At 68.4% G+C, this 14148-nt stretch carries 16 protein-coding genes; 11 read left to right on the top strand and 5 right to left on the bottom strand.

The genetic code is table 11. The features are described 5' to 3' along the window. The first annotated feature begins 292 nt into the window (after positions 1-292). Positions 293-1777, top strand: coding sequence for a hypothetical protein (locus A5767_RS10910; protein WP_197483230.1), 1485 nt, complete (start codon positions 293-295; stop codon positions 1775-1777). A gap of 138 nt (positions 1778-1915) precedes the next feature. Here the strand turns inward: A5767_RS10910 and A5767_RS10905 are convergent, their stop codons facing one another. Next, complete coding sequence (locus A5767_RS10905; RefSeq protein WP_064852294.1) at positions 1916-2191, bottom strand: hypothetical protein; 276 nt, start codon at positions 2189-2191, stop codon at positions 1916-1918. Between the two features lie 129 nt (positions 2192-2320). Continuing rightward, on the bottom strand, positions 2321-2782 hold the full coding sequence (locus A5767_RS10900) for a MarR family winged helix-turn-helix transcriptional regulator (protein WP_156665145.1): 462 nt from the start codon (positions 2780-2782) through the stop codon (positions 2321-2323). A 308-nt stretch (positions 2783-3090) separates the two neighbouring features. On the opposite strand from A5767_RS10900, the gene A5767_RS10895 reads away from it, so the two are divergent. Beyond that, a complete protein-coding gene (locus tag A5767_RS10895) occupies positions 3091-3723 on the top strand; it encodes a TetR/AcrR family transcriptional regulator (protein ID WP_064852292.1) in 633 nt (210 codons plus the stop codon). 30 nt (positions 3724-3753) lie between these two features. Here the strand turns inward: A5767_RS10895 and A5767_RS10890 are convergent, their stop codons facing one another. Continuing rightward, positions 3754-4698, bottom strand: coding sequence for a hypothetical protein (locus A5767_RS10890; protein WP_064852291.1), 945 nt, complete (start codon positions 4696-4698; stop codon positions 3754-3756). A gap of 345 nt (positions 4699-5043) precedes the next feature. Here A5767_RS10890 and A5767_RS10885 point away from each other — a divergent pair, with 345 nt between their 5' ends. Genes A5767_RS10885 through A5767_RS23710 form a run of 3 tightly spaced genes read left to right on the top strand, consistent with a single transcriptional unit; the run spans position 5044 to position 5965 of the window. Continuing rightward, on the top strand, positions 5044-5436 hold the full coding sequence (locus A5767_RS10885) for a hypothetical protein (protein ID WP_064852290.1): 393 nt from the start codon (positions 5044-5046) through the stop codon (positions 5434-5436). After that, complete coding sequence (locus tag A5767_RS23715) at positions 5433-5726, top strand: hypothetical protein (RefSeq protein ID WP_228045010.1); 294 nt, start codon at positions 5433-5435, stop codon at positions 5724-5726. The genes A5767_RS10885 and A5767_RS23715 overlap by 4 nt, the downstream gene beginning before the upstream one ends. Before the next feature lie 53 nt (positions 5727-5779). After that, positions 5780-5965, top strand: a complete 186-nt coding sequence (locus tag A5767_RS23710) for a hypothetical protein (RefSeq protein ID WP_231913172.1) — start codon at positions 5780-5782, stop codon at positions 5963-5965. A gap of 211 nt (positions 5966-6176) precedes the next feature. Here the strand turns inward: A5767_RS23710 and A5767_RS10875 are convergent, their stop codons facing one another. Then, the gene (locus A5767_RS10875) at positions 6177-7769 is read right to left on the bottom strand and encodes a hypothetical protein (protein WP_231913171.1); all 1593 of its coding nucleotides are present in this window, start codon (positions 7767-7769) and stop codon (positions 6177-6179) included. A 348-nt stretch (positions 7770-8117) separates the two neighbouring features. On the opposite strand from A5767_RS10875, the gene A5767_RS24155 reads away from it, so the two are divergent. From A5767_RS24155 to trmD, 5 genes are all read left to right on the top strand, one after another. Continuing rightward, complete coding sequence (locus A5767_RS24155) at positions 8118-8363, top strand: hypothetical protein (protein WP_064852289.1); 246 nt, start codon at positions 8118-8120, stop codon at positions 8361-8363. A 195-nt stretch (positions 8364-8558) separates the two neighbouring features. Continuing rightward, positions 8559-9005, top strand: coding sequence for a 30S ribosomal protein S16 (gene rpsP / locus A5767_RS10865; RefSeq protein WP_024100625.1), 447 nt, complete (start codon positions 8559-8561; stop codon positions 9003-9005). After that, positions 9005-9247: an RNA-binding protein gene (locus A5767_RS10860; protein WP_006550954.1), complete on the top strand. Its 243-nt coding sequence runs from the start codon at positions 9005-9007 to the stop codon at positions 9245-9247. The genes rpsP and A5767_RS10860 overlap by 1 nt, the downstream gene beginning before the upstream one ends. A 10-nt stretch (positions 9248-9257) precedes the next feature. Next, positions 9258-9848, top strand: a complete 591-nt coding sequence (gene rimM / locus A5767_RS10855; RefSeq protein ID WP_019289112.1) for a ribosome maturation factor RimM — start codon at positions 9258-9260, stop codon at positions 9846-9848. 3 nt (positions 9849-9851) lie between these two features. Then, positions 9852-10559: a tRNA (guanosine(37)-N1)-methyltransferase TrmD gene (gene trmD, locus A5767_RS10850; RefSeq protein WP_006550956.1), complete on the top strand. Its 708-nt coding sequence runs from the start codon at positions 9852-9854 to the stop codon at positions 10557-10559. A gap of 18 nt (positions 10560-10577) precedes the next feature. On the opposite strand, the gene A5767_RS10845 is transcribed toward trmD, so the two are convergent. Further along, positions 10578-11564 carry a hypothetical protein gene (locus A5767_RS10845; protein WP_231913170.1) on the bottom strand — a complete coding sequence of 329 codons (987 nt, stop codon included), beginning with the start codon at positions 11562-11564 and terminating at the stop codon, positions 10578-10580. 155 nt (positions 11565-11719) lie between these two features. Here A5767_RS10845 and A5767_RS10840 point away from each other — a divergent pair, with 155 nt between their 5' ends. After that, a complete protein-coding gene (locus A5767_RS10840) occupies positions 11720-14080 on the top strand; it encodes a Tex family protein (RefSeq protein ID WP_024100628.1) in 2361 nt (786 codons plus the stop codon). The last annotated feature ends 68 nt before the right edge of the window (positions 14081-14148 follow it).

Genomic DNA, 14148 nt, shown 5'->3' with positions numbered 1-14148 from the left:
GCGCTCCTGCAACCTTGCCGCCGCAGCGGTGCACACTGTGGCATGGTGCCCTCGCGGTGTGATCCTGGGTCGGCTGTGTGAACGGGCGTGCCTGTGGTGGTTAGAGTGGGTGCACGGTGGCTCCGTGCCCGAGAGCGTCGCCTCTCGGATTGCCTAGTGCACGGAGATAGTCATGTCGTTCGACAACGAACACTCCCGCCCCCAGGATCTGAAGACTTCCTCGGTTGTGCCTACGCGGCGGCGTCTGTTGACAGTGGTGGTCGACGGGTGGGTGATCGAAGACCGATCGATCGTGCCCCCAACCGTGGGGGACACGGTGTCGGTGGCGTTGCAGTTCCACCGGTACACACCGGATCCGGCCGATCCGCGGATCTGCACGGTGCGGGCCTACGCGCAACCGCTCGAGGCAGGCGCGCCGCCGATCGTCGACAGTGACGGGCGGTGGTGGTGGACGATGATGCTGCGCGGCGACGGGTGGAGCGCAGTGTGCCGATCGGAACGGCCGCTGATCGAGCATGTCGAGGTCACCGGGATGTTCTTCGCCCATACCGAGCTCGGCAGCGGCACCGCCCGCGGGTTGGTGCGGCGGGTGCAGTTGATGACCGGCGAGACCACCTACGATCCCCACACCCGCAGTTGGGCAGCGGTGGCGGACGAAGACATCCGGTACACCGACATCGACGCCTCGCCGCGGTGGTTCGATCGCCCCGACCCACCGGACCCGGCGCACGCCGACCATCGTGTCGAGCGTCAGCTGGGGGTGCTGATCGAGCTGGATCTCGACGCCGCCGAACCCGCCCCGCTACGACCGCGGGTGCGTCCCGGGACACTCAACAGCCACGGCGGGGTGCTGTGGACGCTCGACCGGCAACTGCCGGTCCTGCTGCAGATCGACGACCCGGCCGGCGCCGCGGAAGTGACCGAGCATCTTCTGCCCCTCTCCATCGCCACCACGACCTTTTCGCCGCCACGGGGGCGGGTAGTTGCCGACGCGTCGGGCTGCTGGGTCGTCGCCGAACAGACGGTACTGCGCTGCACCCTCGATGCGGCCGGTGCCCTCGAAGTGCACCGAATCGATCTGGGCCACCGTATGGCAGCGGCCACGGCCTGTGGCTCGGTGCTGCTCACCGCGGGCGAGGGCGTGTTTGTGCTGCGTCCCGGCACCGAACCGCGGAGGGTGGAGTTGCCGACCGCACGATGGGTGGCGGCTACCTCGGAAGCGTTCGTCGCGGTGGTGCCGGCCGTGCCCGAGGATTGCGCGGCGCCATTCCCGCGGATCTATCGTATGGTGCGCATCGATCTCGACGGCACGGTCACCGACGGACCGCAGATGCCGTTGTCGTTTCCTGTTCGTGTCGGCTCCACCGGTGACCGGATGGCCATCTACGATCGCCGCGGTGTGGCGGTGTCGATCGGTGCGGATCTGAGGAGCACGCCTGTGCCCGCTCTCCCGGGTCGGCCGCTGGCGTTCGGTGGAGCCGGGGACCATCTGTGGATGACCACCCACCGTCCCGACGGCACCGGGAAGACCGGCTGGTGGCCGTTCGACAGCCCGGACGAGGTCCCGGCCCGCGAGCACGGGCGGTGGCTGCTGGTGCTGCTCGATCCCGCCACGTATCGGGTCGTCGCGGCGGCGGCGATCGACGATCCGGAACCGGCAGTGACGATCGACGAACAGGAAAGGGTGTGGGTGGCTACCAAGAAAGACGTGCTTCTCCTCGATCCTGCCGGCACACTCGTCGAACTCGACGTGGCTGCACGGCTGCGCACCGAGTAGATCTGCCACGGGCGGTGACTCGCCCGGCAGCAGGGCACGCCGGGGATACGTCCCCCTCGCCGGTCGAGTGCGCAGTCGAGATCCTGGAACCTCCGCATGCAGGGTTAGCGCAGTTCGGTGTGCAGTGGTCGCCGAAATTTACTGGGGACGTGGTGGATCGGCCTGGTGATGGGTGAGGAGTTCGGCGAGAGGAATGGGTGGTGGGAGGGCGCCGGTGGGAGAGTGCACGGCGATGATGTTGGTGGCCCATACGGTGCCGTGACCGTCGATGGTGACATCCGGTGTGGGGGTGCGTGTTTCGGTGCGGGCGATCACTTGTCCGGTGGAGTCGGTGAGGCTGAGCAGCCAGTAGCGGCGGTTGTCGTGCCGGTACGCGTCCGTGTCGCAGGCAGGCCGCCGATGCAGCGGGTCCAAGAACAGGTCAGCGGTCTTCTTCGATCACGCTCGTTCATTTCGTCCGGGACGAAGACCCACCCAGGAATGTCCGAGCCCGCAGAGCCTCCGCCGATCGCGGTGGACAAGCACCTCCGGACGCTCACCCGGTCAGGACGCGGTCGGTTTCGTCTCGGATCGCGGTGTCGCCGTCTCGAGGTTGTCGAGCATCGTGGCCAGCGTCCGCAGGACGGTCTCGTAGTCCTCGGAGGAGACACCTTCGGTCAGGATCTGCGCGGTGCGCGCTTGCGTGCGGCTCATCTGCTCGAGCAGCTCGCGGCCCGCATCGGTGATCCGCATGGCGGTGGTACCCGAGGCGACCGGATCGAGGCGCAGCCAGCCGTTGTCGGTCAGGGAGGCGAGCAGGTCGTCGATCCGGGCGGGGGTATAGAAGGCGGCGGCTTCCGCGGAGAACTGTTCGAGGGTCAGATCGGGGTCGTCCTGTGCGGTGCGAAGGGCCTGCCAGTGGCCACGGCCGACGCCGTGTGCTTGGTGCAGGGCTTGGTCCACATAGCGGTGCAGGGCGTTGTCGACGGATTTGATCAGGTAGCCGAGCGGCGGTGTCGTGTTCATGCGTGTGCTCCCTACGCTGGTGCCCGCACCGTGCGGCGCGGTCATCGGGTGGCGGCGGCGTTGGTGTCCTCGCGGCCGCGACGGTGGTGGTGTGGTGCTGCGGTGCGCTCACCGGCTGCGGCGAGGGTGCCCGCAGCCGGGTGGGTTCAGCGCTGTTCGTCGGTGACCAGGCGGTAGAGCACGTATCCGACGAACCATGCGGTGAGAAGAACGCAGAGCACGAGAAGGATTTCGATCGCAAGGACCAGCATGCGGACTCCCTGGTTAGTGGGTACTCACTAACCATGATCGTAGGTTACCGTCAGGGCATGCCCGACCACGCCCCCACCGCACGTGATCGCATCCTCGACGCCGCGGCGAGCATCATGCGCGACCGCGGGATCGCCAAGGCAACCACCAAGCAGATCGCGGCGGCCGCCGGCTACTCGGAAGCAATGATCTACAAACTCTTCGACGACAAGGTCGACCTGTTCCTCAGCGTCCTGCGCGAACGAGTGCCCACCGTCGACATTCTCACCCGCACCGACCGCACCCCCGGTGACGCCGACACCCTCGACGGCAGACTGCGGGCGACGATCGAGCAGATCACCTCCTTCTACCGGCAAACCTTCGCAATCGGCGCCTCCCTGTTCTCCGACGCCGCCCTGCTCGAACGCCACCGCGAAGCCGTCATCGCGCACGGCGCCGGCCCGGCCCTGCTGCCCGCCGCCGTGGCCCGATTCCTCGAGCACGAACAGCGCGCCGGCACCGTGGCCGCCGACGCCCCCATCGACGGAGTCGCCGCATCGATCGCCGGTGCCTGCTACCTACGGGCGTTCCTCGAACAGTTCTACGGACCCGACCATCCCCAGCAGCCGATGACCGAGTTCGCCGCCTCGATCATGGCCACGGTCCTGCCCGCCCTGACCGCACACCCCGCCGCGTCCACCCCCAGCGACTGACCCCACAGCCACCACCAGCGTCGTCGGCGTTCAGTCCGTCGGCGGGTGTGGGGTGAGGCCCACGGGCACCGCGCGGTTGAGCCATTTTCGCGGCGCGTCGATTTCCTCGAAGTACTCGCGCCCCCAGACGGGTCTGTCGGCGACGGATTGCAGCCTGAGTGTGGCGTCGCCGGCCGCGGTGGTCAGCACGGTCACGCACATACCGTCCGTGGCGCAGGCGCAGTCATCGGATTCGACCCGCATAGCCAGGCCCCAGGTCGGGTCGGTCAGCGCCGATACGAGTTCATCGTGCCGTTTCGGTACCGCGGGATCGTATTCGAGCCACATCTTGGTGGTGTCCGGGCCGCCGGCATACGCATAGGTGCGGTGGGCGGAACTGAACGAGGTGAAGATCGCGATCCGCCGCAGGAGCATCGACTCCATCCGCACGCGGGGTTCCGGTGACACCGATGAGGGATGGTCCCTGAGTGCGAGCTCTGCGGGGGTCCACCGCTTTTCGTGCCACAGCGGTGTGCCGTTGCCCTGCACCTGGCGAGAATGTGCGCTCCGCAGCGCATTCCAGTCGGTGTCGGCGGAACCTCGAATGATCACGCGTGCATCTGTTTCGACGAGGCCCAGCACAAGGTCACGACCGTGGATGTGCAGAATGCGCACGCCGAATCCGGCCGCCGGACTCCCGCCGTCTGCGCCCGGGAGACAGACCTCGAGGAATGTGGCGCTGACGTCGACCTTTTCGGTCGCCCCGTCCAGGAACACGATCGGCACGTGGGCCTTGCTCAACCGGATGCGTTTGACGTGGAAAGGATGTGCGGACGGGCTTCGGATCTCTCCCAAGGCGCGGAACACGGTGGCTTCGAGTTCCTGCTGGGCGGGATCGGTCGAGTGGAGAAGCGCCGGGCAGGGGCGATGTTGCATGCGAAAGGCGATGTAGGAGCGCGATTCTCCGGTGCACGTCTGAAAATTGATGGTGGGCATGTGTCAGACCAGTCTCTGCGTTGCTCACCTCAACGCGGTTCTGTAGACGTGGGCACAAGCCGAACACTCGGGAACATCACTTGTCTCTGTCCCAGCGCCACGGTGAGTGTCGCCACTGGGAAACGGTTCACAAGCAACCGCCGCACAGCGTAGCGGCACCGGTGAGGCCGGGCAATGCGGAGGGGAAGGATCGCCGGCTGCCTCCAGTCGGACTGTGCCCCGGAGCCGAACGCCGGACCTGTTCGGAGTCGTCCACCCCGGCGCAGTCCCCGCACAGTCACTCAAGGTGGGAACCTCGACGGCATCAAGACTGTGATTTACCATGTGATCAGGAGGTGGATTGCTATGACAACCGCTCACCCACGCCCCGACCTCGCCGCCTACAACGACGCCGCCCGCATGACCCAATCACAGCTGGTCACCGCACTGCGCGACCTGCTCGGCGCCAAACTCGTCGCCTACCTGGGGAAGGTCAAGGAAACCCGCGCGGTCCGCCAGTGGGCCGAGGGCACCCGCACTATCAACAACGACACCGACGTCGAACGCCTGCGCATCGCCTACCGCGCCGCCCGGCTGATCGCCGAACGCGACACCCCCGCCGTAGCGCAGACGTGGTTCCAGGGCCTGAACCCGATCCTCGACGACCGCCCGCCGGCGCTGCTGCTGCGCGAAGGCGAGCTGTCCGACGTCGGCCCGAAGGTCCTCGCCGCTGCCCGGCAGTTCGCGACGGTCGGATGAGCGCACCGGACCGCACGCTGATCTCCACCTCGCGCGGGGATGTCCGCTGCGTCCACGTCGACGGTGTGGCCGCCTACCGGGTCGGCTACTCGCCGACCTCGTGGGCACCGTGGGAGTTCGCCACCGACGGGCGCTTCACCGGCAGCGGCACGATCAGCGGATGGTTCGTCGTGCCCGGCGACCCCGAATCGGTGGCCACCCTGCGCACCCTGTCCGGCCCCATGCGATCCGACACGGTCTGCTCGACCTCGACACCGCGGCGATCCGCAATGCCCGCCCGCGTGCCCTGACCCGGGCGATCTCCCAGTGGATCAACACTCTCTCCGATCCCGGCGGTGAGCCGGTGGCCGGCATCGAGTTCGAGTCCCGGCACGGTGACGGGTTGGTACTCTGGGCGCTGGACGAGCGTCCCGGTGACGGACCGGTCAGCAAGAACGTCACGGTGCTGGATTACGGCCCTGTCGAGGAGCACGATTCCGATCTGATCGAAGCGATGCGTCTGCACAAACTGGTCTGGGAGGACGACTGAATCATCGGCTCGCCCCGTGGCCGCCGCGGTGTTCCTGCGCCCGACCTGCGTTTTCCCGCGTGCTGTGAACGTGCCACGGTCTATGTAGGAGCGTAGCCCCCTCGAACCACTGGTCTGCCTTGCGGAGCAAGGAGAATGGAGGTGGGCGGACGCGGCCGGACCGGTGATCGGGCGGCGTGCGTACACGGACCTGCGCCTCGTGAGTGCTCGGCTACCGGAGGCGGGAGCGGTCGAGGAGTTCGGCGACATCGAGCAGTTCCGGCGGGTTCATGTGCTGGTGCGGCAAGGCATGCACCCCCGCAGCGGTGACCCACACGGTGCCGGCTCCGTCGATGGTGACGTCCGGGCGGGGACTGCGGATCGGGATGCTGGCGATCGGCTCCCAGGTGACCGGATCGAGGCGGGTGAACAGCCAGTATTGGTGGTGATCGGCGGGATACACGGCCGGCCCCGGCAGTGGCCACCACTGCCCACGGCCGGAACCGTCCGGGGGATGGCCGACGATCCAGAGCGGGTCATCGATCTGTCCGCCGCCGAGGACATGATCAGGCAGCGAGTTCGGCTGGGCGAGGGTGAGATCGTCGAGTATCCGGTATGCGAAGGTGCCGTCGACGATCGTCGGTGGAAGGCCGGTCAGAAACGGCCGATAGGACATCCCCGCGGTCTCCAGCGGCGCACCGACGGTCACGGCGGCGTGCAGATCGACCCGGACCAGGCGCGCCGCTCCGAGCGCGCCGGTGCTCGGGTCACGCCGGCGAAACAGCAGGACAAACCCACCTTCGCAGGTGGTCATCGATTCGAGGTCGCCCCACTGCTCGGCAGGATGCCTCACCAGGTCCTGTCCCGGGCGAGCGAGGATCAGCTCGGCGGCGCCGCGGTCCGGCACCGCCACGGCGAGAAGGGTCTGGCCATGGGCTGCACCGTCTCGAATCGGTGTATCGGTAATTGCCTCGACGGTGCCGCCCCGGGTGCAGTGGAAGATTCCGTCCCAGCCGCCCACCCAGCAGCCGTCGGCGTGTGCCCACACCGAGCGGGTGCGATCGGCCGGAGGAGTATCGAAGATCTGCCCGGGCACGATGTATTCGCGCACGCGCCGGCCGGCGTCGAGATGCACGACCAGGGGCAGCTCACGGTCGGCGATCCACAGGTCCGACTCGTGCGCGGATATCGCGGCGGGGATCATGCTCGGCCGCAGCGGCGGTGGCGGCACATCGGTCAAGTCGAGATCCACCAGCACGCCCACCTCGTGAGTGCGCTCGACCAGCGGGTCGGGGCCGCTGGGCCGGGCAACATGGGCGAACGATCGTGGGGACGTGGTGACCTGCCGATAGCGGCGGGTGCCGGGCACCGGCCGGAAGGGCGAGTGCGGCTGATCGACCTCGCGCCGGTACCGATCGGATGCGACGCGAATACGCCTGACCCGGCCGCGGATCCGCCCGATAGTGGCGTAGGACAGATCACCGATCAGCCGGCCGGTGACCTCGACCTGACCGAGCACCGGACGACGGGTGTACCAGGTCGCCGTCCACCCCACACCGCGCAGCAGCACGGTCCAGTCCCACCACTGCCGTCCGTCCCCGGGCTGCTGCAACGCGGGCTTTCCCGAATGTAGGGGCTCAGCCGCAGCGCGAAGCGTGACGATCGACGGATCCGCCGGATCGGCGGGCATCTCCTCGAACAACAGCGGAAACACCGCAATGGCACCGACCTCCGGGGGCGGTGTCTCCCCGTCTTCGATCGACACGGCGGTCACCAACACCGGTAGCCGAGTCTGCGGACGCCACACCTGGTCAGGCTCTGTCACCCTGCCAGCGTGCCCGACACGCTGCCGCCGCGCACGATCGGCGCTGCGGTCGACCGAGTCGCGCATTTGCACGAGTACTGTTGACACACCCGGGATCTGTCGATGTGCAGCAGCGTGTCCGGCCAGTCTTCGCTGCATCCCTACACCCGTCGACCTCGAGGACGAGTCGTAGCTGCCCGACGAAGTGGCCCGTCAGGCCCGGGCCGGTGACGGATGGGTCAAACTCATCGGCGACGCGATTCCCGGCGTATGCGGCGCACATGCGCACTCTGTACGGTACGCGCGCGTCGACGGGACCATCGGCGCTGCTGCCCACGAGGCCGGCATCCCGATCTACGCGGGCACCAGGTGCAGCACGGGCGCATCGCCGACAAGATCGCATCGCTCGTGCGCGTGGGTCTCGACCCGACCGAGGCGTACGCCGCGGCGAGTTGGAAGGCCCGCGCATGGCTCGGGCACCCGAGTCTCGAATCGGGGACGTCGGCGGATTTCGTCGTGTACCGGGAGGATCCGCGCAGCGACCCCGCGGCCGCGCGTCCCGATCTTGTGGTGCTCCGCGGCCGGGTGGTCTCGGGGCGCCCCGCGCGGCTGTAGAAAGGGTGCGCGGAGTCACCGGGTGCCGGTTTCGTCCTGGCTCGCGCGTCTGGCAGAATGGTTCGCTGTCGTCGCATCCGGTTACGTACCGCGCGGCGGTCACAGGCTAGAGGCAAAACCGGGCGTGCCAGAAGGGCGCGTCGTCCGAATTGCACGTGACACGCGCCTCGGCGCACCCCGAAGGAGAACACAGCAGTGGCTGTCAAGATCAAGCTCACCCGTCTCGGCAAGATCCGCAACCCGCAGTACCGCGTCGTCATTGCGGACTCGCGCACCCGTCGCAACGGCCGGGCCATCGAGACCATCGGCAAGTACCACCCCAAGGAAGAGCCCTCGCTGATCGAGATCGACTCGGAGCGTGCGCAGTACTGGCTGGCCGTCGGCGCGCAGCCGACCGAGCCGGTCCTCAACCTCCTCAAGGTCACGGGTGACTGGCAGAAGTTCAAGGGCCTGCCGGGCGCCGAGGGCACCCTGAGGAAGGCGGAGCCGAAGCCGTCCAAGCTCGAGCTGTTCCAGGCCGCTCTCGCGCAGGCCGAGAACGAGCCGGCTGCCGAGGCCGTCACGCCCAAGAAGAAGAAGGCTGCCAAGGAAGAGGCCGCCGAGGCGTCCACCGAGGCCGAGTCCACCGAGGCCGCCGAGTAATGAGCGCCGTGGTCGCCGATGCCGTCGAGCATCTCGTTCGTGGAATCGTCGCCCATCCCGACGACGTCCGCGTCGACCTGATCGCGGGCCGTCGGGGCCGCACCGTCGAGGTGCACGTCAATCCCGACGACCTCGGCAAGGTCATCGGCCGCGGCGGTCGCACCGCGACCGCGTTGCGGACCCTCGTCACCGGAATCGGTGGCCGGGGTATCCGTGTCGACGTCGTCGACACCGACCGCTAGGCGAGCGTCGATGGAGCTCGTCGTGGGCCGTGTGGCCAAGTCGCACGGCATCAGAGGCGAAGTCGTCGTCGAGGTTCGCACCGACGAACCCGAAGAGCGCTTCGCCGTCGGCGCGGTCCTGCGTGGCCGTAAGCCTCGCGACAGGCACCTGCACGAGTACACAGTGGAAGCCGCCCGGGAGCACTCCGGGCGGCTTCTGCTGCGCCTGCAGGGCATCGACGGTCGCGACGCCGCCGACGCACTGCGCGGGGTGCTGTTCGTCGTCGACAGCGCCGACCTTCCGCCGTCCGACGACCCGGACGAGTTCTACGACCACGAACTCGAAGGGCTGACGGTGCGGATCGTCGCCGGTCGCCCCGACGGCGGAACCGAGGTCGGCACCGTCCGCGAGGTCCTGCACACGGCCGCCGGCGAACTGCTGTCGATCCGGCCAGCCGGCCAGGAGCGCGGAGAGTTACTCGTCCCGTTCGTCACCGAGATCGTCCCGACGGTGTCGGTCCGGGACGGCGTGATCGAGATCGATCCGCCCGAAGGACTCCTCGACCCCGACTTCGGGGAACCGCCGTCCAAGAAGAAGAAGTCGACCGAGGGGAAGCAGTAGTCCGTGCGGCTCGACGTCGTCACCATCTTCCCCGAATATCTCGAACCCCTGCGCGTCGCCCTGCTCGGCAAGGCGATCGACAAGGGGCTCATCTCCGTCGGTGTGCACAACCTGCGCGACTGGACGCACGACGTGCACAAGGCCGTCGACGACGCGCCCTACGGCGGCGGACCGGGCATGGTCATGAAACCCACCGTGTGGGGACCGGCGCTCGACGACGTGCTCGCCGGGCCCGACGGTGAAACCGATCCCGACGTACTGCTCGTCGTCCCGACGCCCGCCGGTCGCCGCTTCGATCAGGCCACCGCACAACGGTGGTCGAAGGAGAAGCGGATCGTCTTCGCCTGCGGCCGCTACGAAGGAATCGACCAGCGCGTCTTCGACGATGCCGCGCGGCGCGTGCGCGTCGAAGAAGTGAGCATCGGCGACTACGTCCTCATCGGTGGGGAAGTCGCCGTCCTCGTCATGGTCGAGGCCGTCGTCCGTCTGCTGCCCGGTGTACTCGGCAATCAGGCGTCGCATCAAGAGGATTCGTTTTCCGACGGACTGCTCGAAGGGCCGAGTTACACTCGGCCGGCGGTGTGGCGCGACCTCGAGGTGCCACCGGTGCTGCTGTCCGGCGACCACGGCAAGGTCGCTCGCTGGCGCCACGAGCAGTCGCTCGAACGCACCCGCGAACGACGACCCGATCTGCTCCCGTCCGACGACTGACGCCGGGCCCGACGGTCCTCAGGGCCGGTGCGCGCTTCCGAGCGTCGTCTCGACCGCCAGCGTGACGGTCTCGCGCGCGTGTTGCGCGCTCCCGTCGTCCGTCGCGTCGTACATCGCCGTGTCGGGCAGGAAACCGGTGTCGTAGAAGGGATCCGACTCTTCGTAGGTGACGGTCTCCCGCGCCGCGACCACGACCGCGTACCGGTGGTCGTCGCCGAAGAACCCGGTGGACAGGTGCAGCCATTCACCGGCCGGGCAGCACATCCACCCCTGCTTCACACCCAGGTCCGTGGAGTCGCCGAGACCCTCGGGAAGCCCGAAACGCTGGTCGTATCCGTCGATGCCCTCGTCGGTGAACTCCACCAGATGGCCGACGATCCGGGCCGCGCTCTCATCACCGGAGGCACTGTCGCCGAGCAGATCGTCGTACCAGGTCAGCAGGTCCGACGCCGTCGTGGTCGTGTTCCACCACCAGGACCCCGGATCCGGGGGAGTTGTGCCGGTCAGGTTGTGCCGCTCCACGACGTGCTCGACGATCTCGGGACCACCGTAGGTTTCCCACAACAGCGTCGCCGCGTTGTCGTCCGACGACCGCAGCATCGACCGGATCAACTCGTGGTCCTCGTCGGCGAGCGTCGCCTCGCCCGTCACCTCGCGGTACAGGACCTCCTCGGCGATGAACAGCTTCACCGTCGAGGCGGTCTCGAAGGGTTCGTCCGAACCGCCGAGCACGCGGGTCCCGGATTCACGGTCGAGCACGGCGACAGTCAGGCGCGCTCCGCGCCTGTCGGCGAGCGCGACGGCCGCGTCGATCTGTCGGGGCAGTCCGGCCGTCGACAGCGTCACGGTCGATTCGTCGGAATCGGTGTCCGTCACCGAGGCGAGACCGAGCGCCTCGTGCGGGAGCGGATGGGAGTCCATCGATTCGCAGCCGGATACGGCCAGTGCGGTGGCCACGCACAGCATCATCGCGCCCGATCGTGCGCGTCCGCGCCCGTGCTTCATGTCCGGTTCCTGCATTCCATTGTGCTGTGGACGATAGCGCCGGTCCACCCGGCAGCCTGCACGGACCCCGCTCGCGAGCGCGAGTGCCGTTACGCGCGCGGGCGCCCCACGGTCACAGGCGCGGGCGGGGGACGGCAACTGTAGGGTCGTTCGACGTGACGACCGAACTCGACACCGTGAACCAGCGGATCGCCCAGGAACTCGACGTCCGCGAAGACCAGGTCGCTGCGGCCGTGGGACTGCTCGACGGCGGCGCGACCGTGCCGTTCGTCGCGCGCTACCGTAAGGAGGCGACCGGCGGGCTCGACGACGCCCAGCTGCGCACCCTCGAGGAACGCCTCCGCTATCTGCGTGAACTCGACGAGCGCCGTGTCGCGATCCTCGAATCGATCGAGGCGCAGGGCAAGCTCGACGACACGCTGCGCGGACAGATCATGCTCGCCGACACCAAGGCGCGGCTCGAGGACATCTACCTGCCGTTCAAGCCGAAGCGGCGCACCAAGGCGCAGATCGCGCGCGAGGCCGGTCACGAACCCGTCGCCGACGCGCTCATCGGCGACCCCACCACCGACCCCGCCGGATACACCTCCGAGCAGCTCGACGGTGCGCGCGCCATCCTCGTCGAACGCTTCGCCGAGGACGCGGACCTCGTCGGCGAGCTCCGCGAGGCGATGTGGACGCGCGGCAAGGTGAGCTCCACCGTGCGGTCCGGCAAGGAGAACGACGGCGCGAAGTTCTCCGACTACTTCGAGTTCTCGGAACCGTTCACCCAGCTGCCCTCGCACCGCATTCTCGCCCTCCTGCGCGGCGAGAAGGAGGAGGTGCTGTCGCTGTCGTTCGATCCCGAGATCGACGAGCCGGTGCCCGGTGAGCGCACCTACTACGAGGGCCGGATCGCGACGCGCTTCGGCATCGCCGACGAGGGACGCGCCGCCGACAAGTGGCTGCTCGACACTGTGCGGTGGGCGTGGCGCACCAAGCTGCAGATGTCGCTGTCGCTGGACATCAGGATGCGGCTGCGGCAGTCCGCCGAGAAGGACGCGGTCGACGTCTTCGCCGCCAACCTCAAGGACCTGCTGCTCGCCGCACCGGCCGGAACGCGACCGACGATGGGCCTCGACCCCGGCTACCGCACCGGCACGAAGGTCGCTGTCGTCGACGCGACCGGCAAGGTCGTCGACCACGCCACCATCTATCCGCATCAGCCGCACAACAAGCGTGACGAGGCCCTCGCGGTGCTCGCCGCGCTGGTCGCGCGGCACGGTGTCGAACTGATCGCCATCGGCAACGGCACGGCGTCGCGTGAGACAGACGCTCTCGCAGCCGAACTCGTGTCGCTGGCGAAGGTGCCCGGGCTGACGAAGATCGTGGTGTCCGAGGCGGGCGCGTCCGTCTACTCGGCCTCCGAGTACGCCACCAAGGAACTCCCGGATCTCGACGTGTCCATCCGTGGTGCGGTCTCCATCGCGCGCCGCTTGCAGGATCCACTCGCCGAACTGGTCAAGATCGACCCGAAGTCGATCGGGGTCGGCCAGTACCAGCACGACGTGTCCGAGACGATGCTCGCGCGGTCGCTGGGCGCGGTCGTCGAGGACGCGGTGAACGCCGTTGGCGTCGACGTCAACACGGCATCTGTCCCGCTGCTGTCGCGGGTCTCGGGGATCACCGGCTCGCTCGCGGAGAGCATCGTCGCCCACCGCGACCAGAACGGTCCGTTCCGTGCACGGCGAGCGCTCGAGGACGTTCCGCGACTCGGCCCGAAGGCCTTCGAACAGTGCGCGGGCTTCCTGCGCATCCCCAACGGCGACGACCCGCTCGACGCGTCCGCGGTGCACCCCGAGGCGTATCCGGTGGTGCGGCGGATCGTCGACCGGACCGGCAGCAGCGTCCGCGAACTGCTCGGCAACATCGCGACCCTGCGGAAGCTGCGCGCCGACGAGTTCGCCGACGACCGCTTCGGTGTCCCGACCGTCACCGACATCATCTCCGAGCTCGAGAAGCCCGGCCGCGACCCGCGTCCGGAGTTCAAGACCGCGACGTTCGCCGCCGGTGTCGAGAAGGTCGCCGACCTGAAGCCCGGCATGGTCCTCGAAGGAGTGGTCACCAACGTCGCGGCCTTCGGTGCGTTCGTCGACGTCGGTGTGCACCAGGACGGCCTCGTGCACGTCTCCGCGATGTCGCGCAGCTTCGTGAAGGATCCGCACGACGTCGTCCGGTCCGGTGAGGTCGTCAAGGTGAAGGTTCTCGAGGTCGACGTCGCGCGCCAGCGCATCGGTCTGACGCTGCGCCTCGACGACGAGGTCCCCACCCCGGGCGCCGAGAAGTCGGGCGGCCAGCCGCGCGGAGGTGGCCGTCGCCCCGGAGGTCAGGGCAGCGGCAACCAGGGCGGCGGTCGTGGACGCAGCGGTCAGGGCAATCGTGGGCAGCAGGGCCGTGGCGGCGACCGCCGTTCGACGCCGGCCGCCTCCGGATCCTTGGCCGACGCCCTGCGACGCGCCGGTTTCGGCAACAACTGACGCGAATCACCGGGTCACTCCTGCAATGCTGTGGACATGAGATCCACGGTGGCCGGGGTGATCCGGTG

The organism is Rhodococcus sp. 852002-51564_SCH6189132-a (assembly GCF_001665495.1).
Lineage (GTDB): Bacteria > Actinomycetota > Actinomycetes > Mycobacteriales > Mycobacteriaceae > Rhodococcus > Rhodococcus pyridinivorans.
This window is presented reverse-complemented; position numbering and strand designations above follow the sequence as displayed.

What these genes read in the sequence shown, in the direction of transcription:
- A5767_RS10890 (WP_064852291.1), bottom strand. Translation starts at nt 4,698, where the DNA reads ATGCCCACCATCAATTTTCAGACGTGCACCGGAGAATCGCGCTCCTAC.
- A5767_RS10845 (WP_231913170.1), bottom strand. Translation starts at nt 11,564, where the DNA reads ATGAAGCACGGGCGCGGACGCGCACGATCGGGCGCGATGATGCTGTGC.
- A5767_RS10895 (WP_064852292.1), top strand. Translation starts at nt 3,091, where the DNA reads ATGCCCGACCACGCCCCCACCGCACGTGATCGCATCCTCGACGCCGCG.
- A5767_RS23715 (WP_228045010.1), top strand. Translation starts at nt 5,433, where the DNA reads ATGAGCGCACCGGACCGCACGCTGATCTCCACCTCGCGCGGGGATGTC.
- A5767_RS10885 (WP_064852290.1), top strand. Translation starts at nt 5,044, where the DNA reads ATGACAACCGCTCACCCACGCCCCGACCTCGCCGCCTACAACGACGCC.
- rimM (WP_019289112.1), top strand. Translation starts at nt 9,258, where the DNA reads ATGGAGCTCGTCGTGGGCCGTGTGGCCAAGTCGCACGGCATCAGAGGC.
- A5767_RS10860 (WP_006550954.1), top strand. Translation starts at nt 9,005, where the DNA reads ATGAGCGCCGTGGTCGCCGATGCCGTCGAGCATCTCGTTCGTGGAATC.
- A5767_RS10900 (WP_156665145.1), bottom strand. Translation starts at nt 2,782, where the DNA reads ATGAACACGACACCGCCGCTCGGCTACCTGATCAAATCCGTCGACAAC.